Here is a 23,431-nt window from a genome sequence, read left to right on the forward strand (position 1 = left end):
TACCGTCGTCCCATGGCGAATCAGCGAGGTGACGACGGCCGCACCAAACTGTCGCGGTCGGTCTACGAGCGGGAGCTGTACCGCCTGCAGACCGAGCTGGTGGCGCTGCAGGAGTGGGTGCGTCACGAGGGTGCCCGCCTCGTCGTGGTCTTCGAGGGGCGCGATGCGGCCGGCAAGGGAAGCGCCATCAAACGGGTCACGCAGTACCTCAATCCGCGGGTCGCGCGGATCGTGGCCCTGCCCCGGCCCACCGAACGCGAACGCACCCAGTGGTACTTCCAGCGTTATACGGAGCACCTGCCCGCAGCCGGTGAGATCGTGCTGTTCGACCGTAGCTGGTACAACCGGGCCGGCGTCGAGCGGGTCATGGGATTCTGCACGCCCGCCGAGCACCAGCGGTTCCTCCGGCAGTGCCCGGTCTTCGAGCGCATGCTGGTGGAGGACGGAATCCTGCTGCGGAAGTACTGGTTCTCGGTCAGCGACGAGGTCCAGGAGCAACGGTTCCGGCGGCGGCTCAAAGACCCCGCGCGGCGCTGGAAGCTGTCGGCCATGGACCTCGAATCGCTGACCCGCTGGGAGGACTACTCACGGGCCAAGGACGAGATGTTCGTGCACACGGACATCGCCGAGGCGCCGTGGCACGTCGTCGAGAGCGACGACAAGCACCGGGCCCGGCTGAACATGATCGCCCACCTGCTGTCCACCGTGCCCTACCACTACGTCTCCCTGCCGAAGCTCGACCTTCCGCCCCGTCCGCCGAGCACCGGCTACCAACGGCCACCCCGTGACCTGCAGAATTACGTCCCCGATCACGCGGCCGGGCTGGAGTGACGGGTAGGTATGCGGCCGGGCTGGGGTGACGGCTACGTATGGCGGCCGGGCTGGAGTGACCTCTGCCCATGCACGGCGCGGACGGCTAGGGACCCCTGCTCGGACGGCTGCGCACGCACGGGGGGGGCGGACGGCTACCCGTGCCCTGCGCGGTGGTCAGGTCCGTCGTCCCCCCGCCGGCGCATCGGGCCGTACGGACGCCGGCCCGGTCACGTCGAAGGCCACGTCCACCACCCCTTCGACCGACCGCACCAGACGTGCGATCACGGGGATGAGAGAGGTGTCCCGGACCTGCCCGCTGAGGGTGACGACCCCGTCGGCGACCTGGATCTGCAGGTCATGGGCCGGCGGGGCGAACAGCTGGCTCAGAACGTTCCGGCGGACCTCCTCCGCCAGGTCTTCGTCCGTACGCAGAAAGACCTTCAGCAGGTCGGCACGGCTGACGATGCCGCGCAGCACGCCGTGCCCGTCCACCACCGGAAGCCGCTTGACGGACCCACGCGCCATGATCCGGGCGGCCTGGGACAGCGTGGCGTCGGCCGAAACGGTCAGCGCGGGGCTGCTCATCAGCTCCTCGGCCGTCACCGCCTCCGCCCGCCGGACGTCGTCGACCCGTCGCAGCTGCGCCAGGCGCTCCGGATCCGACTCCCGGAACTCCTCCTTGGGCAGCAGATCGGCCTCGGAGACCACCCCCACCACCCGCCCCTCTCCCGTGAGGACGGGAAGCGCGCTGACCTTCCGCCCTTCCATGGTCTCCACGATCTCCTTGAACCGCGCCTGGCGGTCGACCGCGGCCACGGTCTCGGTCATCACGTCACGGACGATGTGCGGAGCGTTCAGCATGATGCGCCTCCTCGGTAACCGGACCGACGACCCACGCCCCCCGACGACCCACGACCCCCGTGGCACCACCAGCCTTCCCACCACCGTGCCTCCCTGGCAGGGGCCGTCCGGCCCTTTCCGCTGCCGTTCGGCCGGGAAGGCGGCGGGAGCCACGGGGACCGTGTCTCCCGCGCAGCCGTCCTTGCCGCCGCCATGGCGACCGTCACAGCCGCCGTCGAAGCACCTGCGAAACGTCAACCGGCGGCGTCGGTCAGCGTGCGCGGATCGCGAACGGCAGCGTCCGGTAGAAGAACGACGTGTCGCCGGTGCCCACCGCGACCCCCGCATCGACGCTGACCACGGGAGCCGACCCGGCGACCGCCAGACGCAGGCGGTAGACGGCGGTGGCGCCCGGCGCCAGCGGCGACTTGGCGGTCGGGACGAGCTGGGCCCCCATGCCGGGGTCGCAGCCACCGGGCACCAACGGGACGCGCTGCCAGCCGTGCCCGGGCACGTACTGCTGGAGCACCAGGTCCTTCGGCTCCACGGCGCGCCCGCTGCCCTGGCCGTAGGCGAAGTAACCGGCGTTCAGAGCCGGGTAGTTCCGCCGGGTGGTGTTCTTCACCGTGAGCGTGAACTCCTTCGCCGCGCCCCCGCGGACCAGGGCGGTGCCGCGTGGCCAGCCCGTGACCGTGGTCGTCGGCCGGTCGACGACGGCGCTCCTGGCCGGCGCGCGGTAGGTGTGGCCGTGCCCGTCGTTGACCGAGGCGGCCACGGTCATACGGCCGGGACGGTCGATGTCCTGCAGGCGCAGGGCCACCGTGGCGGGGTGGCCGGCGCTCGCCGCCACCGAGACCGGGAAGGTGAACGTCCCCTTCTCCGGATGTTCGCTACCGACCGGCCGTTGGTCCAGGTCGACCCAGCGATGGGTCTTGGGCACATAGCGCTGGATCATGAGCGAAGCGGCACTGAAGCCGTGTGTGGTGACGTCCAGCCGGACCGTGCCCTTGGACACCGGCGTGCGCAGGGTCACGCCGGAGGACGTCCACAGGCCGACCGGGGCCTCCGGGGCGAGGCGGTAGGAGATCTTGTCCGCCGCGCTACCGGTGAAACCGGCGACCGGAGCAGCCGCCTCCGCCCGCCCAGCGGGCGTCATCCGCGCCGCGTCGGCCCGGGGTCCCGTCACCGCGGCGGCCCGGGGTCCCGTCACCGCGTCGGCCTTGGGCGCGGTCGCCTCGTTCGTCTTGGTCGCGGTCGCCTCGTTCGTCTTGGATGCCGTGGCCGCGGCGCCGCAGCTCGCCGCAGACGTGGACCGTGCTCCGGCAGCCGCCTGAACGGGCGCGGCCTGCCCGGGGGCCGCCACCCCGACCACCAGGGCCAGTCCGGCCGCAGCCGCCACCGTCGTGCCCACTGCCGCCCGCCGCGCTCCTACGGACCGTTGCGCTGTACGTGTCATGTCTCGCCCCCACATCGAACGCGGACGCATCACCTATGCGCCTCTGGGGGAAAGGAGTCGCCTCGGCAGTGCCGGGTTCCCGCAAACCCTGGCAAACCCCGGAAATTCACTGACATGGGTACCGATCGGCCAGATCTCGTCACGCCCGGCTCAACACCCCGGGCCCTGACCACAGAACACCCACGCCCACGCCGACGCCTACGCCTACGCCTACGCCTACGCCTACGCACCAAAAGACACAGTGTGCCACAAATAGCCCAAACCACCCCCCAATTGATGACCGTGAGAGAGGCACAACCCCGTAAGTACAAGATCCGCAGGGTCTACCCATGCCGGCCGCAAGAGGGGTATCCCTGAAGGGCGGCCCGTTTCGGGCCCGTTCCCTTGGAAGGAGTCCCGCCATGGACGGCTGGTACGTCGACGATCGCTGCACCAACTGCGACGTCGCCCGACAGTTCGCACCCGACCTGATCACCGAAGCCGGCGGCACGTCGCAGATCGTGCGCCAGCCGCGCGATGAGGCGGAGACCCGGCGCTTACACGCCGCCGTCTTCGCCTGTCCCACCCGCTCGATCCGCCCGGCGTCCGGGCAGCCCGACCAGTCCCTCGACCCGTTCCCGATGGCCCTGGACGACGGCGTCCTGATCTGCGGGCACAACTCCCGGCACACCGCCGGCGCCAACTCCTACCTCCTGCAACGCCCCTCCGGCTCGGTCATGATGATCGACACTCCCCGCTGGAGCCCTCAACTCGCCGCTCGCTACGGGGAATTGGGCCCCGTCACCGATGTGCTGCTCACCCATCGCGACCACGTCGCGCACGGCCGCCGCTACGCGGACCACTTCAGCGCCCGGCTGTGGATCCACGAGGGCGACCTCGACGCGGTGCCGGACGCGGACCAGGTGATCCGCGGCCTCGACCCCGTCGACATCGGCGAGGGAGTCACCGCCCACCCCCTGCCCGGCCACACCCGAGGCAGCGTGCTCTACCTCGCCGACGACCGCTACTGCTTCACCGGAGACAGCTTCTACTGGTCCCGCACCACCGGCGATCTGGAGGTCGCCGAAAGCGTGACCTGGTACTCCATCGAAGAATTGGCCAACTCCCTTGCCAGAACGGCCCCCCGGCTACGATTCGAATGGGTCCTCCCCGGCCACGGCGACCGCCACCAGCTACCCGCCGACGAGATGTCCCGGCGCCTGACAGCACTGACGGAACGCACCCGCCTGCTCCGCCCCCAGCCGATCGACTTCACGGCGGTCCGCTGGTAACGGCACGCCCGGGCGAGCTCGTCTTCTCAGGGACGGCCGATGCCGCGCTGTGCTCGATCGAGGTGGATTCTCTCGCCGGGATCCAGGAAATCGGCGCCATTACCGGGATCGGATCGCAATGCACAGGGAACGGTCGTCGGGGGTCGCCCGATTCCCTTCCCGCCCCATAGGAGAGGATGCACGCGACTCACACCAGCTAGGGCCATGCGGAGGCGCACCGTGGGAGAGCCGGAACCAGTCGAGCTGATCCACCTGGCAGACGCGGGCGGCGACCGCTGCATCGTTCGTGTCACCGGACGTCATCAGCCCGGCGTTCTGACCGGTCATGACACCCTGCGCGCCGATGTCCTGGTATCCACCGACTTCCTCGACGCACGCCTTGAGCTCTTCCTTTCCCAGCGCGATCTCTGCGTCTGGGAAAAGGAGCTCGAAGGACTCGTCCCGGGCGGCAACGCGGGAGTGGGCAACGGCCGCGGCCTGGAGCTCGGCATTCGACTCAACGAGGATCAGTCCGTGTGCGTGACGGTCCACGACCCCGACCGGCTCTCCACGTTCCTCTGGCTCCGGCCCCAGGACGACTGGATCGAGGACCACCGGGCCCGGCTGGCACGCCTTCGCCAGGTCTGGCCGAGCGAGGTCATCGAGACGGCCCCCTCCTCCTACGAGTGGAGCCCCAGCCGCAGGAGTTGAAGGCCGCCGGAGCAAAATGTCCACGAAGGCGCCCGGTTGAGGGCGCGCGGGGGCGGCGAGAAGGGGCAGTGGGGGATGACGGACCGGGTATCCCGGGAATCACGGGGGTCAGGGGATCCAGGGGGCACACGGGAACCAGGGAGATCAGGGAGATCAGGGGCTCGGCGCGGGTGGCGGTTCATGCCCGCCCTCGGCCTCGGGGTGGTGCTCCTGCTGTTGTCGGCGGGGCTGTTCGCCACCGTGCCGGGCGAGTTGGCGGAGCGGGACGCGTACGCCGCGGCACCCGCCTGCCCTGCCGGCGCGCGATCGGATGCGTGCACGACGACGGTTCCCGCGACAGTCAAGGGCAAGGAGGACGAGCCCAGCGGCAAGAGCGTCCGCTACTGGCTCCTCGTTACGGAACGGGGCAGGGACACCGCACGGCGTGTGCGGATGGCCGGGTCGGAGCCGGTCTACGACACCGTGCGCGCCGGTGACGAGGTGAAGCTGACGTACTGGCGGGGTGAGATCCGCACCGTGCGGTGGGGTGCCGCCGCTCAGGAGACCTGGGAGTCTCCGGATGACAACTGGCGCTTCCGGCTGGGCTCCGGTCTCTTCCTGCTGTTCTTCGGGCTCATGACGTTGTGGTTCGTCTGGTGGCAGCGCTACCGCTACCCGTCCGCGACGCACAACAGCCTCTGGCAGGTCACTTTCGCTGCGGTGACCGGGGCCGTCGTGAGTTGCCTCGGCTTCCTCGCGAGCATGGTCGGCCGCGGCGTACCGGACGCGCTCCTCATCACGGCGGCCGGTGTGCTACCGGCCGCGGGTCTGGGCGGGCTGTGCGCCTGGTGGCAGCGGCGACGTACGCAGCACGCCGCCGCAACGGTCAGCAGCATCGTTCCGCTTCCGCCGACGGACAAGCAGTGCGTGCGCACGGCGGTCCACGGCGACGTTCCCTACAGCGTGGACGGCTTCGGCCACCTGGTGGTGGGCGACGGGCGGCCGGCGACCACACCGGACCCCGACGGGTGCGTCGCCCGGAGGCCGCTTCCGGAGACGCTGGTCGTGCGGCAGGTCCGAGCTCTTCAGGTCGACGACCCCCCGTTCTGGAAGCAGACCTTCAAGTACGACGCGGTCGTCATTGAAGGCCGGGACGGTGACCGAACCGTCCTGATCGCCACCGCCCGGCGTGACGCCGCTCTCGTCCTCGGCGCGCTGGCCACGGTGCCCGCCGCACACGCCGCGCCTGCGGAGGGTGCGTAACGTGCCGCAAGGAATGCATTACGCCCTCACGAGCGAGGATGACGAGAACGACTTCTGGGGCTTTGCGCAGGAGGCCAGGGGCTTGTTCTCTCCTCTGGAGATCTCTCCCTTGGAGGAGGAGGGGGAGAAGGCGGAGGAGGAGGGGTGGCGCCGGGTCGAATTCGTGGGGAGCGCTCCGGAGGGTGGGCTCTTGGCCTGCCTGGCTCATATCGGTGGGCGTCGCGCGGTGGCGGGAAACGCCTATCTGGATGTGCTCGACGCCGAAGGCGTCAGTATGGGGTCCTACTTCGTGAACGACGTCACCGTGATCGCCGTCCGGCCTTCCTCATCGGGGGCGGATCTGGTCGACCTCACCGTGCGCATGTGGTGCGGGGAGGCCATGCCCGGTTCGGGGTACGTCTGGGAGTTGATCCGTGCGGGTCGGCTCAACCGTACGGGCCTGTGGCGGGAACTCGAAGCGGCCGATCGACGCGCATGGCTGGCCGTTGCTCTCTGGTCGCACCGCTATCAACGCCGCGGGAGGCCGGATGCGCCGGCGGGGAAGGTATTCACTCTGGACGGCCGGCGCATCGTGGACGAGGACAGCTTCTACTGTGCGCTCGGGGAGGCGATCAACGGCCCCGGTGGGTATTTCGGATGGAATCTCAGTGCCCTGGACGACTGCCTGAGGGGGCGTTGGGGCGCCGCTCCTCCGTTCACCATGGAATGGCAACACTCGGCTGTCTCCCGGGCCTTTCTGGGCGACCGTCCCGAGGTTCAGGAGGAAGCGGTCACCCTTTTCGGGCTTCTCCTGGAAATCTTCGAAGAGCGCGGCATCGAGGTCATTCTGAAGTGAGCAGCGAGGAGCTCGCCGCTTCCTCCCTCACCCTCACCCCACCCTCACCCCCCACCCCTCTGCGCGCACCGAGCGGTGGCGGTGGTACGTGGCAGGGCCCGCCGCGTACGGCCGCACTCGACGGGCGCCGCCTCCCTCAGAGCGGCGGGTGGTCCGGTACGGGAGAGGCAGCGACCTCGTCGTCAAGGATCTGCTCCCGCGCAGCAGCGGTCATCTTTTTGATGGCGATGGCCTGGGCGAGAAGCTCACCGGCCGGGAGCGGATTCGTGAGCAGGTCGTCCGATTCGAGCGTGGGGAGGGCCTGCCTGATCAGACGCTGCGCCTCGGGCGTCCTGGGCACCGCGTCGGCCTTGAGGAGGTTCAGCATCGTCTCCAGTGCCTCGGCGAGTTCGCGGACCGCGTCCCGCAGCTCGTCCGTATCGGGGCATTCATCGTTCATGTCACAACGATCCCGGGCCGGCCGCAGATGCGCCAGAGCGCCCCCGCCGGATCCAGCCATGGAGGATCGGCGACTGGCAGAGCAGCACGACTGGCAGAGCAGCACAGGAATGCGTGCACTCGGGAGCACCGCCCGGGCGGACCGCGGTGGCCGTCTTCGTTCACGACTCGTCTGTCGTCCACCTTGCCGAACGTGTCTTCGTCGTGCCCGACTTGGGCCGGGGGCCGCGGCCGACGGGGATCCACGGAAGGTCTCGGCCACCGCCGCGTTGACGACCGTCGTGACCGCCATGGCGCGGACCTGGGGCGCGGCGAAGTGCACTCCCACGAACTGCACGCTCTGGAGCAGCACGCGCCAGAACGGACGCGGGTAGGGCGGCTGCGGAGCGTCCCAGTACCCGGGTACGAGGCGGCCGTCGGCCAGCGGGGGGCCGGACGCGTCGTTGTGCGCACGGCAGTGGAAGACCAGCAGATGGTCTCCGCCGAAAGGCTCTGCCTCGGGAGGGAGGTCGAGCTGGAAGAACAGGGCCATCCGCTCCCCGCAAAAGCACTCGGGCCATTCCTGGCCGTCGTCGAGGAAGGGCCAGCCACCCACCGAGTTCCGCGTCGGCCGGTCCAGCGGCTCGGTCCCGATCTCGATCGCATGAGCAGGCAGCGCTGCCTCCGTCTTCCTCACCTCACGTTCGAACATCCGCTCACCCTAAGCGCTTCCGGGCCGGGCGCTCGGCGCTGTCCCTCGTTCCAACGGCCTCGCGGACAGCTCCCATGCAAGAGCATCGGGAGCAAGCACTCAAGCACGTCTCCGTTCCTCTAGGACAACTCCTGTCCTAGAGGAACGCCAGACTGGCCCCATGACGACCTTCCGTGGCCTCGCCACCATTCGTTACCACGCCGACGATCTGGCCGCCGCCCGTGCCTGGTACGCCGAAGTCCTGGGCGTGGCACCGTACTTCGCACACGAGGATTACATCGAGTTCCGGCTGGGTGACCACCTGCAGGAGTTCGGCATCTCGCGTACCCCCTCGGCCCCGGCCGGCGTGGTCGCGTACTGGCACGTGGACGACATCGACGCGACGATGGCGCGACTGCTGAAGCTCGGCGCGAAGGAACATGAGGCATTGCGCGACTACGGCGACTTCCGGGCCGGCGCGGTACTCGATCCGTTCGGCAACATCCTCGGTGTGATGCACAATCCGCACTACCTGAAGGTCTTGGGTGACCGCGGCCGCACGGGCTCCGGCAGTGGTCCGGCCCGCGACGCCGACGGAGAAGGAAGCGTGGCGCCATGACGTTCCGAACCTGGCCGCCCGCCCGGAAAGTCCGGGGAGTTCGGGCGGCGGTTCCGGAAGGAACGAAAGGTCCCGTACGGACAAGCTGCGCAGGCCGCCGCGAGGCACACCGTTCTGCGGCGGGAGGCGCCGGCGACTTGACCCTCGCGCCAGGTGCGGTGCGGGTCGCTTTCACCGGAAGGCGGCGACATGCCGCGTGGCCCACTCGGCGAAGCCGTGCGGGGGACGCCCCAGGACCCGTTCGACATCGGGGCTGACACTCCGCTCCTCCTGGGTCGGGTGTCCCAGGATCTCCAGGGTGCCTTCGACGACCGGCAGTGGCATGACGTGCGCCATCTGGGCGTGGGCCTCCTCGCGGGTCTGCGCCACGAAGCTGACCGGTTCCCCCAGTGCCTCGGCGAGTGCCGCCGCGCGCTCGCGCGGGGTCACCGGTGCCGGCCCGGTGAGGGTGTACGTCGCGCCGTCATGCCCCTGCTCGCGCAGAACGGTGGCACCGACCGCGGCGACGTCGTCCGGGTCGACGAAGGGCAGGCCGACATCGCCGAACGGAGCGGCGGCGGTGCGATGGAGGCGGACCGGTTCCGCCCAGGCAAGGGCGTTCGACGCCAGACCGCCGGAGCGCAGGACGGTCCATTCCACCCCCGATCCGCGCACCGCCGCCTCGAACCTGCCGGCCTGCGCGTAGACCTGCGGCCGGGTCCCCGCACCCTGGCTGGACAGCAGGACGAGCCTGCGGACCCCCGCAGCCTTGGCCGCCTCCACGATCCCCTGCGGATCCTCCCCCGCCACCAGGAGGAAGACCGCCTCCGCCCCTTCCAGGGCGGGCCGCAGACTCTCGGCGTCTGCCAGGTCGGCGGCGACCACGCGCACGCCCGGAGGCACATCGGCCTCGGTGATGCGGCGGGCCACGGCGGTTACCCGCTCCCCCGCCCCGACCAGCATCCGCACCAGCGTCCGTCCCACATTGCCCGTGGCGCCCGTAACGACGATCACGACGACCCCCATGAGTGAGTAAGTAAGTAAGCGAGTAGCCAGTGAGTGAGTCAGTCAGTTAGTTAGTTGACTGACTCACTGGTGGGGAAGGTAGCACATCCGTCGGCTTATAGTGAGTCGGGTGACCAACTCACTAAGTGCGAGAGCGAAGAACGCCGGTGCCAAGCGGCAGCGCTTGATGGCCGCTGCCGCCCAGGTGGTGCATCAGCAGGGCGTCGAACGCACCACCATCGCCGACATCGCGCGCGCGGCCGACGTCCAAGTGGGCAACGTCTACTACTACTTCAAGACCAAGGACGAACTGGTCGCCGCCGCGCTCACCGAACACGCACGCCAGCTGGAGACCCTCACCGGCAAACTGGACCGGCTGCCCGAACCACGCGAGCGGCTCAAGGCTCTCGTACGGGGCTGGGTGGGGCAGCGTGACCTCGCCGCACGCTATGGCTGCCCCACCGGGACACTCGCCATCGAGCTGGACAAGCGCGCGGAGGGCGGGCTGGACACGGAGGCGGGCAAGGTCATCCGCCTGCTGCTGGACTGGGTGGCGGGCCAGTTCCGCGAGATGGGCCTGCCCGACCCCGACGGGCTCGCGGTGACCCTGGTGGGCGCGTACCAAGGGATGTCCCTGCTGACCAACGCCCTGCGGGACCCGCAGATCATGGTGAAGGAGGGCGACCGCTTGATCGCGTGGCTGGACGCCCTCTGAGCGCTGGAGACCCTGTGAGCGCTGTCGCCTCAGCTCAACGACGAGCCGGACGGGACGACGAGGCCGTACAGGTCGGCGATGGTCGCGAGGGCGCCGTGGTGAAGCTGCTCGGCGGATACGTCGGCACGACCGACACCCTCATCAGAGCATCCGCCGCAAGCTCGATACGACACCGACGGAGTACCGCAATCGCTTTCGGCATGCCGGATAGCGGTGCCCGCCTGGCCGGCGCCCGGCGTTCCGTGCTGGAAAAATCAACGAGACATCAACGGTGCGACGGAGCCGTGACAACGCGTCGGCCATTCTCGCGCCGGCACACTGAGGAACACTGGCCCGAATCGACCGACGCCTCATGGGGCGCCCCTAGGCTGAGTTCCGCATGCGTACGGCACGCATGCTTGTGGCCGGCATGCTGATGTCCGGCGTCCGGCATTCTGATGTCCGGCATTCCGATGGAGGAGACGTCCATGAGTGCATTTCGCCGTAGCACGTCCCTGGTAGCGGCTGGGTTTGCCGTCCTGCTGACCGTGTCGGCAGCTGCCGAACCCGCCGTGGCCGCCGACCCGGCTCGTCAGCCCCTCTCCTGCGCACCGTCGACGGCGGGCCCCTACCTGCTGTGCAACGTCGAGCGCAATTTCTCCGACACGTGGGACGGGCGTGCGCTGTTCCGCCTGGCGCCGGCGGCAGCACGTACGGGGAACGGCAGTTACTTCCTCTACGTACCGGCGACCGCGGCCGTCCAGAGCATCCCCCACAACGGCCCGGAGGTGCCCTCCGACTGGCGTGCGGTGCTGTTCACCATGCCGCGTTCGGCACCTCGCGTGGAGGTCCGCTTCGGTGATATCGACCGTCCCGAGGCAGCCGAGCCGGTGGCTTGGGTGGAAGAAATCCCGGAAGGCTGACGGCCTTTCCGGACGAAGGGTGAATTCCGCAGCCGGCCGGCTCAGGCGGCGAACCACGGAACACGGCAGGCGTGCGGTGCCATGCCCTCCGGGCACATGGTCTGGAGCACGGTTTTGCGGATTGCCCGCCAGGTCCGCAGCGAGCACGCCAACTGGACGCGGAGTTCGACCGCTTCCCGGGTGCCGCTGTTCTCGCCGGGATTTTCCCAGGCCCACTGATCGGCCAGAAGGTCGTACATCTCGGCGGTCGTCAGACCACTTCCGGGAAGGGTGTGCAGAACGGCCTCCCCGGCGATCCGGGCGCTCCGGGAAGCCACCGCCTCGTCGATGAGTCCCCTGACCCATGCCAGCCCTTGCTCGTCCGCGTACAAGCCGAACCTCAAGGTGCGGGTCCTCATCGTCCTACGCCTTCTCTCTTGTCTCTCCGGGCCGGGAATCGCACGGTATCCAGGCGCCGCTGGTCGATTCACCTGCTTTTCCGGCTCGTCGAGTCGTCTCCATCAGCGAGCGGGTGAAGGGGTGGTGCGGGGCCGTGCGGATCCGGTCCGCCGGCCCCTGTTCGACGAGGTGGCCGGCGTCGAGGACGGCGATACGGGTGGCCAGGGCCGCGGTGTTCAGGTCATGGGTGATCAGGACCAGCGACAGGTCCCGGCGGTCCCGTAGGAGGGCTGCGAGGGTGTCGAGGATCGCTCGGCGGGTGACCGTGTCGAGGCCGGAGGTGATCTCGTCGCAGATCAGGACGCGCGGCCGGGCCAGCAGGGCGCGGGCGAGGGCGGCGCGTTGGAGTTCGCCGCCGGACAGGTGGGCCGGACGGCGGCGGGCGATGTCTCCGGGCAGGCCGAGTCGGGTGAGGGTGGTCAGGGCTTCGGCCCGGGCGTCGGTGCGGGTCAGTCCGCGGAGGCGTACGGCCGTGCGGGCGACTTGACCGAGGACCGGGCGGTGTTCGTCGAAGGCGGCCCTCGCGTCCTGGAAGACGTACTGCACGGCGGCCAGTTGGTCGCGGGTACGGTGCCGCACACTGCGCGGGAGCGGGCTGCCGTCGAGCAGGACCTCACCGTCGTGGTCGCGGTGGAGGCCCGCCAGGCAGCGGGCCAGGGTGGTCTTGCCGCTGCCCGAGCGGCCGACGACGGCCAGGCATTCTCCGGTACGGAGGGTGAGTTCGGGGGTGCGGAGGACTGTGGTGCCGCGACCGTGGTGGCGGTGCCGGGCGGTGAGGGGGGAGGTGCGGAGCACCACCTCACCCGCGTCGCCCTCGCCCGCCTGGCGGGTGGCGTCCGTGGTGGGGTGCTCGGCGGCCAGGAGTGCCGCCGTCCAGGGGTGCCGCGGGGCGAGCCACAGGCGTTCCGGCGGGCCGGACTCCACCACCCGTCCGTCGCGCAGGACCAGCACCTCATCGGCGAGCGCGCGAACGACGTCCAGATCGTGGCTGAGCAGGAGGACGGCTATGCCCTCCCGGGAAACGGCGGCCAGCTGGTCGATGATGCGCCGCTTGGTCAGTGCGTCCTGCCCGGTGGTCGGCTCGTCGGCGACCACCACCCTGGCACCGAGCAGCAGCGCCTGGGCCAGGACGGCCCGCTGCTGCTGGCCGCCCGACAGCTGATGGGGGTAGCGCCGCAACACGGCTTCGGGGTCGGTGAGTTGGGCCTGGGAGAGAGCCCGCAGGACGCGTGCGCGGGCGGCGGTCCGGCGCTCGGCCCGGGGCAGATGGCGTACCTGCGTCCGGGCGAGGTCCGCCACCAGGGCACCGACCCGGCGCGCCGGGTTCAGTACGGCGGCCGGGTGCTGGGGGACGTAGCCGACCAGGCCGTCGGGGGCGCGTACGGCGCCGGTGACGCGGGCGCCCGGCGGGTACTCGCCGAGCAGGGCGAGACCCGTGGTCGTCTTCCCGCTTCCGGACGCGCCGACCAGCGCGGTGACCGTGCCGGGGCGGACCCGCAGCCGCACTCCGTCGACGAGCGCCCGGCCGTCGACCTCGACCCGCAGGTCGGTGATGTCCGCGACGGCGTTCACGGGTGCTCCCTCTTCCTGCGCACTCCACTCCTCCTGTGTGCTTCCTCTTCGCCCGCAGTCAGCCCTGCTGTGCTCTCCAGGCGGGTCTTGTCTTCTCCAGTGCGCCGTCGACCAGCAGATTCGCGCCCATCGTGAGGCCGACGATGAGCAGTGCCGGCACCACTACGGCCCACGGCTGGATGAACAGGCCGGTGCGGTTGCGGTCCACCATCACCGCCCAGTCGGCGGCGTCCGGTGCGACGCCGACGCCGAGGAACGCCGCGGTGGCGACGAGGTACAGCGCCCCGGTGAGCCGTACGCCCGCGTCGGCGGCGAGGGTCCGGGCGGCCGTTCTGCCGACGTATCCGACGGCCGTGTGCCACCAGGTCTCCCCCTGCATGCGCAGCGCCTCGACCGCCGGGCGGGAGGCGGCCTCCGCGGCGGCGGCCCGGACCATACGGGCGGCGTCCGGGACGTTGACGAACGCCACCACCAGCGCGAGCCCCACCGGGCCCGGCGAAAAGGCGGCCGCCACCAGCAGGATCATCAGCAGTGACGGCACCGCGAGCAACACGTCGAGGGGCCGCATCAGCAGCTCTTCCAGCCAGGTGCGGTGGGTCAGCGCGCTGAACAGGCCGAGGGGCAGCGCGGCCAGATAGGCGAGGGCGGTCGCCGTGAGCGCCAGCAGCACCACGGACCGGCCGCCGAGCAGGGTCTGCCGCCAGACGTCCCGGCCGACGAAGTCGGTGCCCAGCCAGTGCCCGCCCCCCAGGGTGAAGGACGTACTACGCGGTCCGGGATCGCCCGTGAACAGTGGGCCGAGGAGGGCGAGGGCGAGGGGTACGGCGACGAGGACCGTGCCCAGGGCGGGACGGGACCTCATGCGGCCGCCTCCGTCCGTGGTGTGAGGCGGCGGGCGACGAGGTCGGCGCCGAGGTTGAGGACGACGGTGGTCAGGCCGAAGACGACGGCGAGGCCCTGTACGACGGGCACATCGCGCTCGGCGACGGCGTTCATCAGGACGGTGCCGAGGCCGGGGATCACGAACAGGGCCTCCACGACGATGACCCCGCACAGCAACCAGTCGATGGTGCGGGCGAGTTGCTGGGCGGCGGGTGCCAGGGCGTTGGGCAGGGCGTGTCCGTACCGGATGCGGGCGGCCGGGATGCCGTAGCGGCGGGCCTGTCGGGCGTAGGGCGCGGCCAGTGCGTCGACCATGCCGGCGCGGACGAGGCGGGCCAGGGAGCACACCGGGCGGGACAGCAGGACCAGGACGGGCAGTACCAGGGCGGCGGGATGGTCGAGCAGCTCGGTGCCGTAGCCGACGGCGGTCGGCGGCAGCCAGCCCAGGCGCAGGGCGAACACGGTGATCAGCAGCACCCCGAAGGCGAATTCCGGCACCGCGTACACACCCAGCGTCACCGAACTCACCAGCCGGTCCACGAGCCTTCCCTCATGACGGGCGGCCAGCACCCCGAGTCCGACTCCGGTGGGCACGAGCAGGGCGACCGTGAGGGCGGCCAGCAGCACGGTCGGTCCGAAGCCGTCCGCCAGGTACCCGCTGACCGGGCGTCCGGACACCAGGGACACGCCGAAATCGCCGTGCAGCAACCCGGTCGCCCAGTCCGCCAGGCGTTCGGGCGCCGGGCGGTCGAGGTGCATCGCCGTGCGCAGGGCCGCGACCCGGTCCGGATCGGGCTGGTCGCCGGCGAGCGCCACCGCGGCGTCGCCGGGCAGTGCCTCGGTCAGCGCGAAGACGAGCAGGACGACGGCCGCCGTCTGCGCCACCCCGAGCAGCAGCCGCCGGACGAGCCACGAGCGCGGTCCGCTCATGCGAGCCAGACCTTGTCGAACCGTGCCCAGTCGAGGGTGTTGGCGGGCGCCTTCGTGGCCACGCCCCGTACGGTGCGGGCGGTGCCGATGATCCAGTCGGCGAAGCCCCAGATCAGGAATCCGCCTTCGGCGTGCAGACGGCGCTGCATCCGTGCGTAGACCGCCGCCCGCTCCTCGGTGTCCTTGGTGGACTGCGCCTGCCGGTAGAGAGCGTCGAAGTCCTTGTGCCGCCAGTGGGTGGCGTTGGTGGGGGAAGCGGTGAGCAGGCGCTGGGACATATGGGCTTCGATGGGCATGGCGCCGGAGCGGTAGGAGCAGAGGGTGCCGGAGTCGAGGATGTCGGCCCAATAGCTGTCCTTGCTGCCGGTCCTGATCCGTACGGTGACGCCGGCCTTGGCCGCCTGGTCCCGGAAGACCGCGGCGGCCTCGGTGAATCCGGCGGCGACGGGCGAGGTGTCGAGGGTGACCCGCAGGCCGTCGGCGCCTGCCTGCTTCAGCAGCGCCTTGGCCCGGCCGAGGTCCTGTTCGCGCTGGGGCAGCCCGGGGGCGTAGTACTGGTAGCCCTTGCCGAACAGGTCGTTGCCGATCTCGCCGGCGCCGGACAGGGCGCCGTCGACCAGTTCCTGGCGGTCGGCGATCAGGAAGAACGCCTCCCGCACCCGCTTGTCGTCGAAGGGCTTGCGGTCGGTCTTCATCGCGAACGACTGCATGGTGCTGTTGCGCAGCCGGACGATCTCGATCCGGCCGTTCCCCTCGTGGGCGCGCGCGGTGGTGGGGTTGAGTTCGTGCGCGTACTCGATCTGTCCGCCGAGCAGGGCGTTGGTCCGTGCGGATTCCTCGTTGGCGACGGTGAGTTCCAGTTCGTCGAGGTAGGGGGCGCCGTCCCAGTAGTGCGGGTTGCGGGCGAAGACGGCCGACGTGCCGGGACGGAAGGAGACGAAGCGGAACGGGCCGCTGCCGACCGGTGCGCGGTCGAAGTCCTCGGCGCCGTCGGGGACGATGTAGGCGCCGAACGCGGCGAGCACGTTGGGGAATTCCGCGGTGGGCCGCTTGAGGACGAACTCGACGGTCCGGTCGTCCGGCGCCCGGCTGGCCTTCAGGTCGATCGGTTCCAGGGACGCCTTGGCGCGGAACGCCTTCTTCGGGTCGGTGATGCGGCGGTAGCTGTAGAGCACGTCCCGGGCGGTGACCGGCCTGCCGTTGTGGAACGTCGCTTTGCGCAGGGTGACCTTCCAGCGGTCCAGGCGCGCGTTCGGCTCCCAGGAGGCGGCCAGGCGGGGCTTGGCGGCGAGGTCGGGGCCGTAATCGGCGAGCTTGTCGAAGAGCGCCTTGGCGCGGGCGACGTCGACGAACAGGTTGCTCAGGTGCGGGTCGAGGGTTTCGCTCGCGCCGCCCCCGGCGAAGGCGGCGCGCAGCCGGCCGCCGCGTCGGGGCGTGCCGCCGCCCGCTGCGGAGTCGCCGGGGGCTTCGGCACCTGAGCAGCCGGCGAGGGCGAGCGCCCCGAGACCGGCGGCGCCGCCGGCCGCGGCGAGGAAACCGCGTCTGCGCAGGCCGGGGAGGCGGGAGTCGGGGAAGCGGGGTTCGGGGAGGCGGGAGTCGGGGTGTGAGGAAGCGTCGTTCATGGCGGGGTCCTTGGGAGCGAACGGTGGGAGAGGTGGGGCATGTGGGGTAGGTGGCGCCACGCGGGGGCCGTCGGACGGAACGCCTCGGACAGAGCGCGTCAGACGGGAGGCACCAGCCGGGCGACGACGTGCAGCCGGTCGCCGTCAACGGTCCGCGCCGGAAGGGCGCCCTCGGACCACGGCGGATCGGTGCGTGGGCCCGGGCCGTCGTGGAGCGCGAGCACCTCGAAGCCGTGGGCGGTCAGGAAGTGGCGCAGTTCTTGGGGGAAGAGCAGTCGCCAGGCGGAGCGCTGGGTGACCGGTGGGGAGCCGTCGTCGGCGGTCCACACCCGCGTGCGGCGCAGCAGTTGCGCGGTCCGGTCGACGGTCAGTGTGGTGGTCGAGCGGTAGGCGGTCCCCTGACGGGTGAGGCCGCTGAGGGTGGGGGCGTCGAGCAGTTCCGTACGGCCCAGGAAGAAGGCGCCGTTGCGCATCTCCGCGACGAGCAGGCCACCGGGGGCCAGACAGTTGCGGCAGGAGGCCAGGAAGCCGTCGAGTTCGTCGTTGGTGTGGCAGTAGAGCAAAGCACTGTCCAGGCAGACCACGGCGTCGAAGGGCCGGCCCGGGAGGGCGAAGCCGCGCAGGTCGGCCCGGACGTAGGCGGGGCCGGGGTGGTGGGCCCGGGCGTGCTCCAGCATCGCGCCGGAGAGGTCGGCGCCGGTGACCGTGCGGCCGGCGCGGTGCAGGTACGCGGCGTCCCGGCCGGTGCCGCAGCCGAGGTCCAGGACGTGCTCGCCGGCCCCGTACCGCCGCAGCAGGTCCTCGGTCCAGCGGCCGGCGAGCCGTTCGGGGTCGGGGAAGCGGGCCTCGTACAGCGCGGGGTGGTCGGTGAGGAGGTTTCCGGTCGTCATCGGTACTGCCCTCCTCAGCTCGTGGCCGGTACGGGAGCGGGCGGGGCGGGGAGGGCCCGGCGGCGGTGCAGCCGGGCGACGCCGGCGGCCGAGGCGAGGCCGAAGGCCAGGCAGCACAGCCAGGGCAGCCAGGGCGCGCCGGAGTGGCCGCCGGCGTCCATGGCCCAGCCGACGACGGTGTTGCCCACGGCGGCAGCCAGGCCCGAGACGACGTAGAACAGGCCGAAGTAGGTACCGGTGAGTTCCGCGCGGCCGAAGCCGGGGATCAGCTCCATCACGAACGGCTGGGCGACCATCACGCCCACGTAGAGCAGCAGGGCACCGGCCAGTACCGGCAGGGCGCGCAGCGTCGCGCCGGCGGGGCTCTCGGGAGCCGCGCCGTACCCCGCCACCACCATGGGAGGGACGAAGGCCAGTCCCATCAGTGCGAGGCCGACGCTGATCCAGCGTGCCCGGCTGCCCCGCTCCTTCAGTGCGCGGGTGAGGCGCAGTTGGAGTCCGAACTGGGCGAGGGTGCCGACGAGGAAGACCAGGCCGGCCGCGCCGTCCCAGCCGGTGGCGTGCCGGGCGCCGTCCGGCAGCAGCAGGTAGAGCTGGTTCTCCATGGTGAACATGCCGACCATGGCCAGCGAGAAGGCCATGAATCCGCGGTTGCCGATGGCCTCGCGCCAGTCGGTGAGCAGGCCGTTTTGGGCCGGTGCGACCTCGCGGGCGGGCAGCACCGCGGCCTGGGCGACGGTGAGCACCGCGAAGATCCCGGCCGCGGTGAGCGCCGAGACGCGGAAGTCGACGAGCAGCAGGGCGCTGCCGAGCAGCGGCCCGATCAGCGCCCCGGTCGTGGCGAACACGTTGAACAGGGCGAACGCCTCGGCCTTGCGCTCCCCCGCCGCCAGCGCGAGGTACGCCCGTACCGCCGGGTTGAACAGCGCTCCGGCCAGTCCGCTGAGCACGGAAGCGGCGAGGAGGACGGGGAGGCCGTCGCCGAGGGCGAACAGGGCGAAGCCGAGGGTGCGCAGCGCACAGCCGGCGATGATGACGCCGCGGGCGCCCAGCCGGTCGGAGGCCGAGCCGCCGATGAGGAAGAGGCCCTGCTGGCTGAGGTTGCGCACGCCGAGCACGATGCCGACGACGGCCGCGGAGAGTCCGAGGTCCGCACCGAGGTGCAGTGCGAGGTAGGGGACGAACAGGTAGAAGCCGGTGTTGACGCCGAGTTGGTTGACCAGCAGGAGCCGGACGGCGGGCGGGAAGCCGCGCATGGCGTGCCACGTCTTCATGCCGCTGCCTCCTCGCTGCCGCGCGGACGCACGCCGAGGCCCGGGTGCCGGCTCGCCCGTACGGTGCCGTCGGTGCCGCCGATCCCGGTCCACGGGTCGTGGGCGAGGAGCAGATGCCCGTCGAGGTCGATCCACCGGGCGCGGTCGGCGACATGGACGGCGGGGGCGAGGCCGAGGGTGCTGGCGGTCAGGCAGCCGAGCATCAGCTCGGTGCCGGTGCCGGCGATCAGTCGGGCGATCCGGAGGGCCGCGGTCACCCCGCCGCATTTGGCGAGTTTGACGTTGATGCCGTGGACGCGTCCTGCGAGGCGGCGGGCGTCCTCGGGGCCGACCGCGTCCTCGTCGGCGATGACCGGCAGCGGTGAGCGTTCCGCGAGCCGGGCCAGTGCCTCGGGGGTGCCGGGGGCCAGGGGCTGCTCGACGGCCTCGACACCGAGGGCGGCGAATTGCGGAAGCAGTCGCTCCGCGGTGCCGGGATCCCAGGCGCCGTTGGGGTCCAGCAGCAGCCGGGCGTGGGGGGCCGCGGCGCGTACGGCGCGTACCCGGTCCAGGTCCTCGGCGGGGTCCGGGGAGCCGGCCTTGATCTTGAGGACCGAGAACCCGTCCCGGACGAGACGGGCGGCGCGGGCCTCGGCCCGGACCGGCGGGGTGATGCCGATGGTGCGGGCGGTCGCGGCGCACGGCGCGGCGAAGGTGCCCAGGAGCCGGTGGACGGGGACGCCGGCGCGCTTGCCCACGAGATCGAGCAGCGCGGATTCCACGGCCGCGGTCACGCCGGCCGGGGTGCCCTCCCGGCCGTCGTGGCGGAGGGCCTCCAGCGCGGTCTCCGGTTCGGCGAAACGGGCCAGCCACCGCGACTCGGCGTGCAGCAGCCGCCCGAGGGCCTCGGCGTCGAGGCCGTAGTACGTGCTGGTCACGGCCTCCCCGTGGCCGTGCTGCCCGTCGTGCTCAAGGGTCAGCCAGACGGCCTCGCGGGCCGTCATCGTGGAGCGGGATATGCGCAGCGGCTCGGTGAGTACGAGACGTACGGTGCGCTGACTGGTTCTCACGGGTGCTCTTTCGAAGTCATGGCGAGCCGACGGGTTCTCGCGGGTGCCGGTGCTCTTACGGGGTGGTGTCGAGGGGGTCGGTGACCGTGCGGCACCGGGTCCATCCGGTGGCCTCCACGGCGCCGGGGTGGGGGATCTCCACGGGGCGGGCTGCCGGGGTGGCCGGGGTGAGCCCGTGGGCGGTGGCGAAGTCGTCGTCGTAGACGCTGCCGAGGTAGCGGTGCGGCCCGTCGGGGAAGACCGTGGCGACCACTGCGCCCGGATGGACGCGGGCGGCCCAGGCGGCAACCAGGGCCGCGGCGCCGGTGCTCCAGCCCCCGCTGACGAAGTTGCCGGCCGCCAGCCGGCGGCAGGCGTCGGCGGCCTCGGCGGGGCCGACCCAGTGCACCTCGTCGAAGGCGTCGTAGGCGACATTGCGCGGGTGGATGCTGCTGCCCAGGCCGCGCATGAGCCGGGGCCGGGCGGGCTGGCCGAAGATCGTCGATCCGGTGGCGTCCACGCCGATGAGCCGCAGGCCGGGCCAGTGCCGCCGCAGCGGGCCGATGACGCCCGCGCTGTGGCCGCCGGTTCCGACGCTGCACACCAGCACGTCGAGGTGGTCGAGCTGGGTGGCGAGTTCGGCGGCCAGGGAGGCGTAACCGGCTTTGTTGTCGGGGTTGTTGTACTGGTCGGGCCAGTACGCGTCCGGGAGCAGCGACCGCAGTTCGCGCAGTCTGTTCAGCCGCGCGGCCTGCCAGCCCCCCTCGGGCGCCGGGCGGTCGACGAGTTCCAGGCGGACGCCGTGCGCACGCAGCAGCTGCCGCATCGAGGGTTCCAGTTCGATGTCGCCGACCAGCACGACGGGGTGGCCCAGTGCCTGTCCGGCGAAGGCCAGTCCGATGCCGAGGGTGCCGGAGGTGGATTCCACCACCGGTGCGCCGGGCCGGAGTTCACCGCGTTCCTTGGCACCGAGCAGCATGGCGACGGCGGCCCGGGCCTTCATCCCGCCGACGCCGTGCCCTTCGAGCTTGGCCCAGAAGCCGGGGTGGGCGCACGGCAGGTCGACGGTGATGGGAGCGAGCGGGGTACGGCCGAGCAGGCCGAGCAGTTCCCGGTTGCCCGCCGGGCTGAGGACGGCCGTGGTCACCGGGTGACTCCGTAGCGGTGGATCGTGCCCGGACCGCCGTCCAGCCAGAAGAACGGGTACGGCTCGGCGCACACCGCGTCGACGCCGGCGCCGAGCAGCCGGGGCAGCACCGCGCTGCCGGTCTGCGCGAACATCACCAGCGGGATGCCGTGGCGCAGCGCCTGCTGCCGTAGCGGCTCGAAGCTGCCGTTGCCGAGGGTCATACCGGATGCCAGGACGGCGTCACAGCGCGGCAGTTCCGCCAGGGCGTCGGTGCGCACCGGCTCGCCCCATTCGGTCGTGCCGCCCTTGAGGTCGCAGGGTACGTAGTGCAACCCGCGCGCCCGCAGCGCCTCCAGCAGCGAGTTGACCACCCCCACCACGAGCACGGTCGCGCCGGGAGCGGCGTCGATCAGCCCGACGACGGCCCGGGCCCGCGCCCGGGACTTGGTGAGCGAGGTACCGGCGGGCAGCGGGCAGGGTCGTGCGCCGTTCTGGGCCCGGTGCGGCAGGGCGTGCATCAGGTACGCGTCGAGCGCGGCGACCCGCACCGGCAGCAGCTCGTGCCGAAGGAGGCGGGCGACGTCGGCACCGACGCAGTCCTCGACGGCGCCGTCGGGCAGTTCGCCCGGCTCGACCGCGCAGGAGCCCACCGCTGCGGCCAGCCGCAGGCTCAGCACTTCGTTGCGGTAGCCGCCGCTGCGCCCCTCGTGGCGTACGGCCTGGCGGGTGGTGAACGCCACCGCGATCCGCTCGGTACGCGGTTGCGGGCCGAAGTCGCCGGCGAGGACGCGGGCGACCAGTTCGTCGTACGAGGCCGCCGTGGGCGGGGTGCCTGTGGTGGTGGCGGTCACCGGGTCACCACCCGCGGGCGGAGCTGACCGAGCAGGGTTTCGACACGGGCGCGGGCACCGGTGTCCGTGGTGTCACCTGCCATGACGTGACCGAGGTAGGCGTTGTTGCTGCCCGCGGCCTCGACCGCCCGGCCGGGGTCGGCGAGTTGGAGTTCCAGCAGGCCGTCCGCGGCTCGCACCGCATCGCCGCCGTCGACGGCCGCCAGCACGCCCTCCCCGTCCGGCACCAGGAAACCGATGGCGGCACTGCCCAGCCCGGTGTGCCGGTGGCGGAGGTCCGGCTCCCGGCCGAGGGCGACGTCCACGCCGGCGGCCGCGAGGTCGATCCCGGTCACATGGCGTATGAGCTCGGTGATCCGGTTGCCGGCGGGCCTCGGGTTGACCTCGACCACGCGGGGGCCGTCGGCGGTCAGCTTGATCTCCGTGTGGGCCACGACGTCGTCCAGCCCGAGGGCTTCGAGCGCCTGCCGCGCGGTCCGTTCGGCGGCCTCGCGGTCCGCCGGCGGGAGCGCGGCGGGGAACATGTGGCCGGTCTCGACGAAGGCGGGAGCTCCGCCGACGCTCTTGTCGGTGATGCCGACCACCTGTGTCGTTCCGCCGTACGACACGGTCTCGACGCTGACCTCCGGTCCGTCGAGCAGTTCCTCCAGCAGGACGACCGGATCGCGGCGCTGTCCGCGGGCGTTGACGGGGAAGCCGGCGAGCGCCCGATGGGCCTGCGTCAGCTCGGACTCGTCGTCGACGCGGCGCACGAACATCCCGGCGCACAGGTCCACGGGCTTCAGCACCAGCGGGTAGCCGATCTCCCGGGCGGCGGCAGCGGCCTCGGCCCGGTCCGCACACACCGCGTAGCGCGGTCCCGGCAGACCGGCCCCGGCCAGCGCCCGGCGGGTGGCGTCCTTGCGGCAGGCCCGTTCGACGGCCTCGGGCGCGGGACCGGGCAGCCCCAGGCGCCCGGCGATCCGCGCCGCCGTCGGCAAGTAGTAGTCGCAGGAGGTGAGCACGCCGTCGAAGCGCAGTGCCTCGTGGGCGCGCTCGGCGAAGGGCAGCAGCGCCGCGGTGTCGTTGGTCTCGGCCGTGAGCACGTGACGGGCGGCGAGCAGCGGGTGGGCGGTGCCCTCGGGGGCGGAGCGCAGGTAGTGGTGCAGGTCGCGGGTGAGGAACGTGAAGCTGTGCCCGCCCTCGCGGATCGCCCGTGGCAGCAGTCTGCTCATTGATCCGACCCAGCTCTCGACCATCAGCAGATGTGCCACGGCTTCCCCTTCTCACAGCGCGGTTGCGGTTGTCCGGCACGCCGGCGGCGCCCGTGGGAGGGCGCTCCGGCTTGACCGAGAAGAAAC

At 71.6% G+C, this 23,431-nt stretch carries 23 protein-coding genes; 8 read left to right on the forward strand and 15 right to left on the reverse strand.

Annotation, left to right across the window (positions count from 1 at the left end):
• The first annotated feature begins 12 nt into the window (after positions 1–12).
• Complete coding sequence (gene ppk2 / locus AB0G35_RS12135) at positions 13–831, forward strand: polyphosphate kinase 2 (protein ID WP_360947484.1); 819 nt, start codon at positions 13–15, stop codon at positions 829–831.
• A gap of 156 nt (positions 832–987) precedes the next feature.
• Here the strand turns inward: ppk2 and AB0G35_RS12140 are convergent, their stop codons facing one another.
• The gene (locus tag AB0G35_RS12140) at positions 988–1,674 is read right to left on the reverse strand and encodes a CBS domain-containing protein (protein WP_360947486.1); all 687 of its coding nucleotides are present in this window, start codon (positions 1,672–1,674) and stop codon (positions 988–990) included.
• Positions 1,675–1,924: 250 nt separating this feature from the next.
• Complete coding sequence (locus tag AB0G35_RS12145) at positions 1,925–3,064, reverse strand: hypothetical protein (RefSeq protein WP_360947488.1); 1,140 nt, start codon at positions 3,062–3,064, stop codon at positions 1,925–1,927.
• A gap of 446 nt (positions 3,065–3,510) precedes the next feature.
• On the opposite strand from AB0G35_RS12145, the gene AB0G35_RS12150 reads away from it, so the two are divergent.
• From AB0G35_RS12150 to AB0G35_RS12165, 4 genes are all read left to right on the forward strand, one after another.
• Positions 3,511–4,380 (forward strand): MBL fold metallo-hydrolase, encoded by an 870-nt coding sequence (locus tag AB0G35_RS12150; protein ID WP_360947490.1) that lies wholly within the window; start codon positions 3,511–3,513, stop codon positions 4,378–4,380.
• A gap of 219 nt (positions 4,381–4,599) precedes the next feature.
• Positions 4,600–5,070: a DUF5959 family protein gene (locus AB0G35_RS12155; RefSeq protein ID WP_360947492.1), complete on the forward strand. Its 471-nt coding sequence runs from the start codon at positions 4,600–4,602 to the stop codon at positions 5,068–5,070.
• Positions 5,071–5,250: 180 nt separating this feature from the next.
• Positions 5,251–6,312: a hypothetical protein gene (locus tag AB0G35_RS12160; protein WP_360947494.1), complete on the forward strand. Its 1,062-nt coding sequence runs from the start codon at positions 5,251–5,253 to the stop codon at positions 6,310–6,312.
• A gap of 13 nt (positions 6,313–6,325) precedes the next feature.
• The gene (locus tag AB0G35_RS12165) at positions 6,326–7,147 is read left to right on the forward strand and encodes a barstar family protein (protein ID WP_360947496.1); all 822 of its coding nucleotides are present in this window, start codon (positions 6,326–6,328) and stop codon (positions 7,145–7,147) included.
• Between the two features lie 136 nt (positions 7,148–7,283).
• On the opposite strand, the gene AB0G35_RS12170 is transcribed toward AB0G35_RS12165, so the two are convergent.
• Positions 7,284–7,586, reverse strand: coding sequence for a hypothetical protein (locus AB0G35_RS12170; RefSeq protein ID WP_360947498.1), 303 nt, complete (start codon positions 7,584–7,586; stop codon positions 7,284–7,286).
• A gap of 850 nt (positions 7,587–8,436) precedes the next feature.
• On the opposite strand from AB0G35_RS12170, the gene AB0G35_RS12175 reads away from it, so the two are divergent.
• Positions 8,437–8,874 (forward strand): VOC family protein, encoded by a 438-nt coding sequence (locus AB0G35_RS12175; RefSeq protein WP_360947500.1) that lies wholly within the window; start codon positions 8,437–8,439, stop codon positions 8,872–8,874.
• A gap of 171 nt (positions 8,875–9,045) precedes the next feature.
• Here AB0G35_RS12175 and AB0G35_RS12180 read toward each other — a convergent pair whose 3' ends face one another.
• A complete protein-coding gene (locus tag AB0G35_RS12180) occupies positions 9,046–9,867 on the reverse strand; it encodes an NAD(P)H-binding protein (RefSeq protein ID WP_360947502.1) in 822 nt (273 codons plus the stop codon).
• Between the two features lie 178 nt (positions 9,868–10,045).
• Between AB0G35_RS12180 and AB0G35_RS12185 the strand changes: the two genes are divergently transcribed.
• Complete coding sequence (locus AB0G35_RS12185) at positions 10,046–10,573, forward strand: TetR/AcrR family transcriptional regulator (protein WP_360947570.1); 528 nt, start codon at positions 10,046–10,048, stop codon at positions 10,571–10,573.
• A gap of 467 nt (positions 10,574–11,040) precedes the next feature.
• On the forward strand, positions 11,041–11,475 hold the full coding sequence (locus tag AB0G35_RS12190) for a hypothetical protein (RefSeq protein ID WP_360947504.1): 435 nt from the start codon (positions 11,041–11,043) through the stop codon (positions 11,473–11,475).
• A 41-nt stretch (positions 11,476–11,516) separates the two neighbouring features.
• On the opposite strand, the gene AB0G35_RS12195 is transcribed toward AB0G35_RS12190, so the two are convergent.
• The 11 genes from AB0G35_RS12195 to AB0G35_RS12245 form a co-directional block, all read right to left on the reverse strand.
• Positions 11,517–11,873, reverse strand: a complete 357-nt coding sequence (locus tag AB0G35_RS12195) for a hypothetical protein (protein ID WP_360947506.1) — start codon at positions 11,871–11,873, stop codon at positions 11,517–11,519.
• A 4-nt stretch (positions 11,874–11,877) separates the two neighbouring features.
• Positions 11,878–13,485 (reverse strand): ATP-binding cassette domain-containing protein, encoded by a 1,608-nt coding sequence (locus tag AB0G35_RS12200; protein ID WP_360947508.1) that lies wholly within the window; start codon positions 13,483–13,485, stop codon positions 11,878–11,880.
• Between the two features lie 58 nt (positions 13,486–13,543).
• Complete coding sequence (locus AB0G35_RS12205; RefSeq protein ID WP_360947510.1) at positions 13,544–14,347, reverse strand: ABC transporter permease subunit; 804 nt, start codon at positions 14,345–14,347, stop codon at positions 13,544–13,546.
• On the reverse strand, positions 14,344–15,297 hold the full coding sequence (locus AB0G35_RS12210) for an ABC transporter permease (protein WP_360947512.1): 954 nt from the start codon (positions 15,295–15,297) through the stop codon (positions 14,344–14,346). The genes AB0G35_RS12205 and AB0G35_RS12210 overlap by 4 nt, the downstream gene beginning before the upstream one ends.
• Complete coding sequence (locus tag AB0G35_RS12215; protein WP_360947514.1) at positions 15,294–16,919, reverse strand: ABC transporter substrate-binding protein; 1,626 nt, start codon at positions 16,917–16,919, stop codon at positions 15,294–15,296. The genes AB0G35_RS12210 and AB0G35_RS12215 overlap by 4 nt, the downstream gene beginning before the upstream one ends.
• Before the next feature lie 98 nt (positions 16,920–17,017).
• Positions 17,018–17,809 (reverse strand): class I SAM-dependent methyltransferase, encoded by a 792-nt coding sequence (locus AB0G35_RS12220; RefSeq protein WP_360947516.1) that lies wholly within the window; start codon positions 17,807–17,809, stop codon positions 17,018–17,020.
• A gap of 14 nt (positions 17,810–17,823) precedes the next feature.
• Positions 17,824–19,083 (reverse strand): MFS transporter, encoded by a 1,260-nt coding sequence (locus tag AB0G35_RS12225; protein WP_360947518.1) that lies wholly within the window; start codon positions 19,081–19,083, stop codon positions 17,824–17,826.
• Entirely contained in the window at positions 19,080–20,132 is a 1,053-nt protein-coding gene (locus tag AB0G35_RS12230; protein WP_360947520.1) for a dipeptide epimerase, read from the reverse strand. Before AB0G35_RS12230 ends, AB0G35_RS12225 begins: the two co-directional genes overlap by 4 nt.
• A gap of 55 nt (positions 20,133–20,187) precedes the next feature.
• A complete protein-coding gene (locus tag AB0G35_RS12235; protein WP_360947522.1) occupies positions 20,188–21,258 on the reverse strand; it encodes a cysteine synthase family protein in 1,071 nt (356 codons plus the stop codon).
• Positions 21,255–22,091: a DUF364 domain-containing protein gene (locus tag AB0G35_RS12240; protein ID WP_360947524.1), complete on the reverse strand. Its 837-nt coding sequence runs from the start codon at positions 22,089–22,091 to the stop codon at positions 21,255–21,257. The genes AB0G35_RS12235 and AB0G35_RS12240 overlap by 4 nt, the downstream gene beginning before the upstream one ends.
• Entirely contained in the window at positions 22,088–23,344 is a 1,257-nt protein-coding gene (locus tag AB0G35_RS12245; protein WP_360947526.1) for an ATP-grasp domain-containing protein, read from the reverse strand. Before AB0G35_RS12245 ends, AB0G35_RS12240 begins: the two co-directional genes overlap by 4 nt.
• Positions 23,345–23,431: the final 87 nt, after the last annotated feature.

The sequence above is a fragment of the Streptomyces sp. NPDC021749 genome (genome assembly GCF_040640655.1).
GTDB lineage: Bacteria > Actinomycetota > Actinomycetes > Streptomycetales > Streptomycetaceae > Streptomyces.

Coding starts and splice junctions, on each gene's coding strand:
- ppk2 (WP_360947484.1), top strand. CDS start 13: ATGGCGAATCAGCGAGGTGACGACGGCCGCACCAAACTGTCGCGGTCG.
- AB0G35_RS12140 (WP_360947486.1), bottom strand. CDS start 1,674: ATGCTGAACGCTCCGCACATCGTCCGTGACGTGATGACCGAGACCGTG.
- AB0G35_RS12150 (WP_360947490.1), top strand. CDS start 3,511: ATGGACGGCTGGTACGTCGACGATCGCTGCACCAACTGCGACGTCGCC.
- AB0G35_RS12160 (WP_360947494.1), top strand. CDS start 5,251: ATGCCCGCCCTCGGCCTCGGGGTGGTGCTCCTGCTGTTGTCGGCGGGG.
- AB0G35_RS12165 (WP_360947496.1), top strand. CDS start 6,326: ATGCATTACGCCCTCACGAGCGAGGATGACGAGAACGACTTCTGGGGC.
- AB0G35_RS12170 (WP_360947498.1), bottom strand. CDS start 7,586: ATGAACGATGAATGCCCCGATACGGACGAGCTGCGGGACGCGGTCCGC.
- AB0G35_RS12175 (WP_360947500.1), top strand. CDS start 8,437: ATGACGACCTTCCGTGGCCTCGCCACCATTCGTTACCACGCCGACGAT.
- AB0G35_RS12185 (WP_360947570.1), top strand. CDS start 10,046: ATGGCCGCTGCCGCCCAGGTGGTGCATCAGCAGGGCGTCGAACGCACC.
- AB0G35_RS12190 (WP_360947504.1), top strand. CDS start 11,041: ATGAGTGCATTTCGCCGTAGCACGTCCCTGGTAGCGGCTGGGTTTGCC.
- AB0G35_RS12195 (WP_360947506.1), bottom strand. CDS start 11,873: ATGAGGACCCGCACCTTGAGGTTCGGCTTGTACGCGGACGAGCAAGGG.
- AB0G35_RS12205 (WP_360947510.1), bottom strand. CDS start 14,347: ATGAGGTCCCGTCCCGCCCTGGGCACGGTCCTCGTCGCCGTACCCCTC.
- AB0G35_RS12210 (WP_360947512.1), bottom strand. CDS start 15,297: ATGAGCGGACCGCGCTCGTGGCTCGTCCGGCGGCTGCTGCTCGGGGTG.
- AB0G35_RS12215 (WP_360947514.1), bottom strand. CDS start 16,919: ATGAACGACGCTTCCTCACACCCCGACTCCCGCCTCCCCGAACCCCGC.
- AB0G35_RS12220 (WP_360947516.1), bottom strand. CDS start 17,809: ATGACGACCGGAAACCTCCTCACCGACCACCCCGCGCTGTACGAGGCC.
- AB0G35_RS12225 (WP_360947518.1), bottom strand. CDS start 19,083: ATGAAGACGTGGCACGCCATGCGCGGCTTCCCGCCCGCCGTCCGGCTC.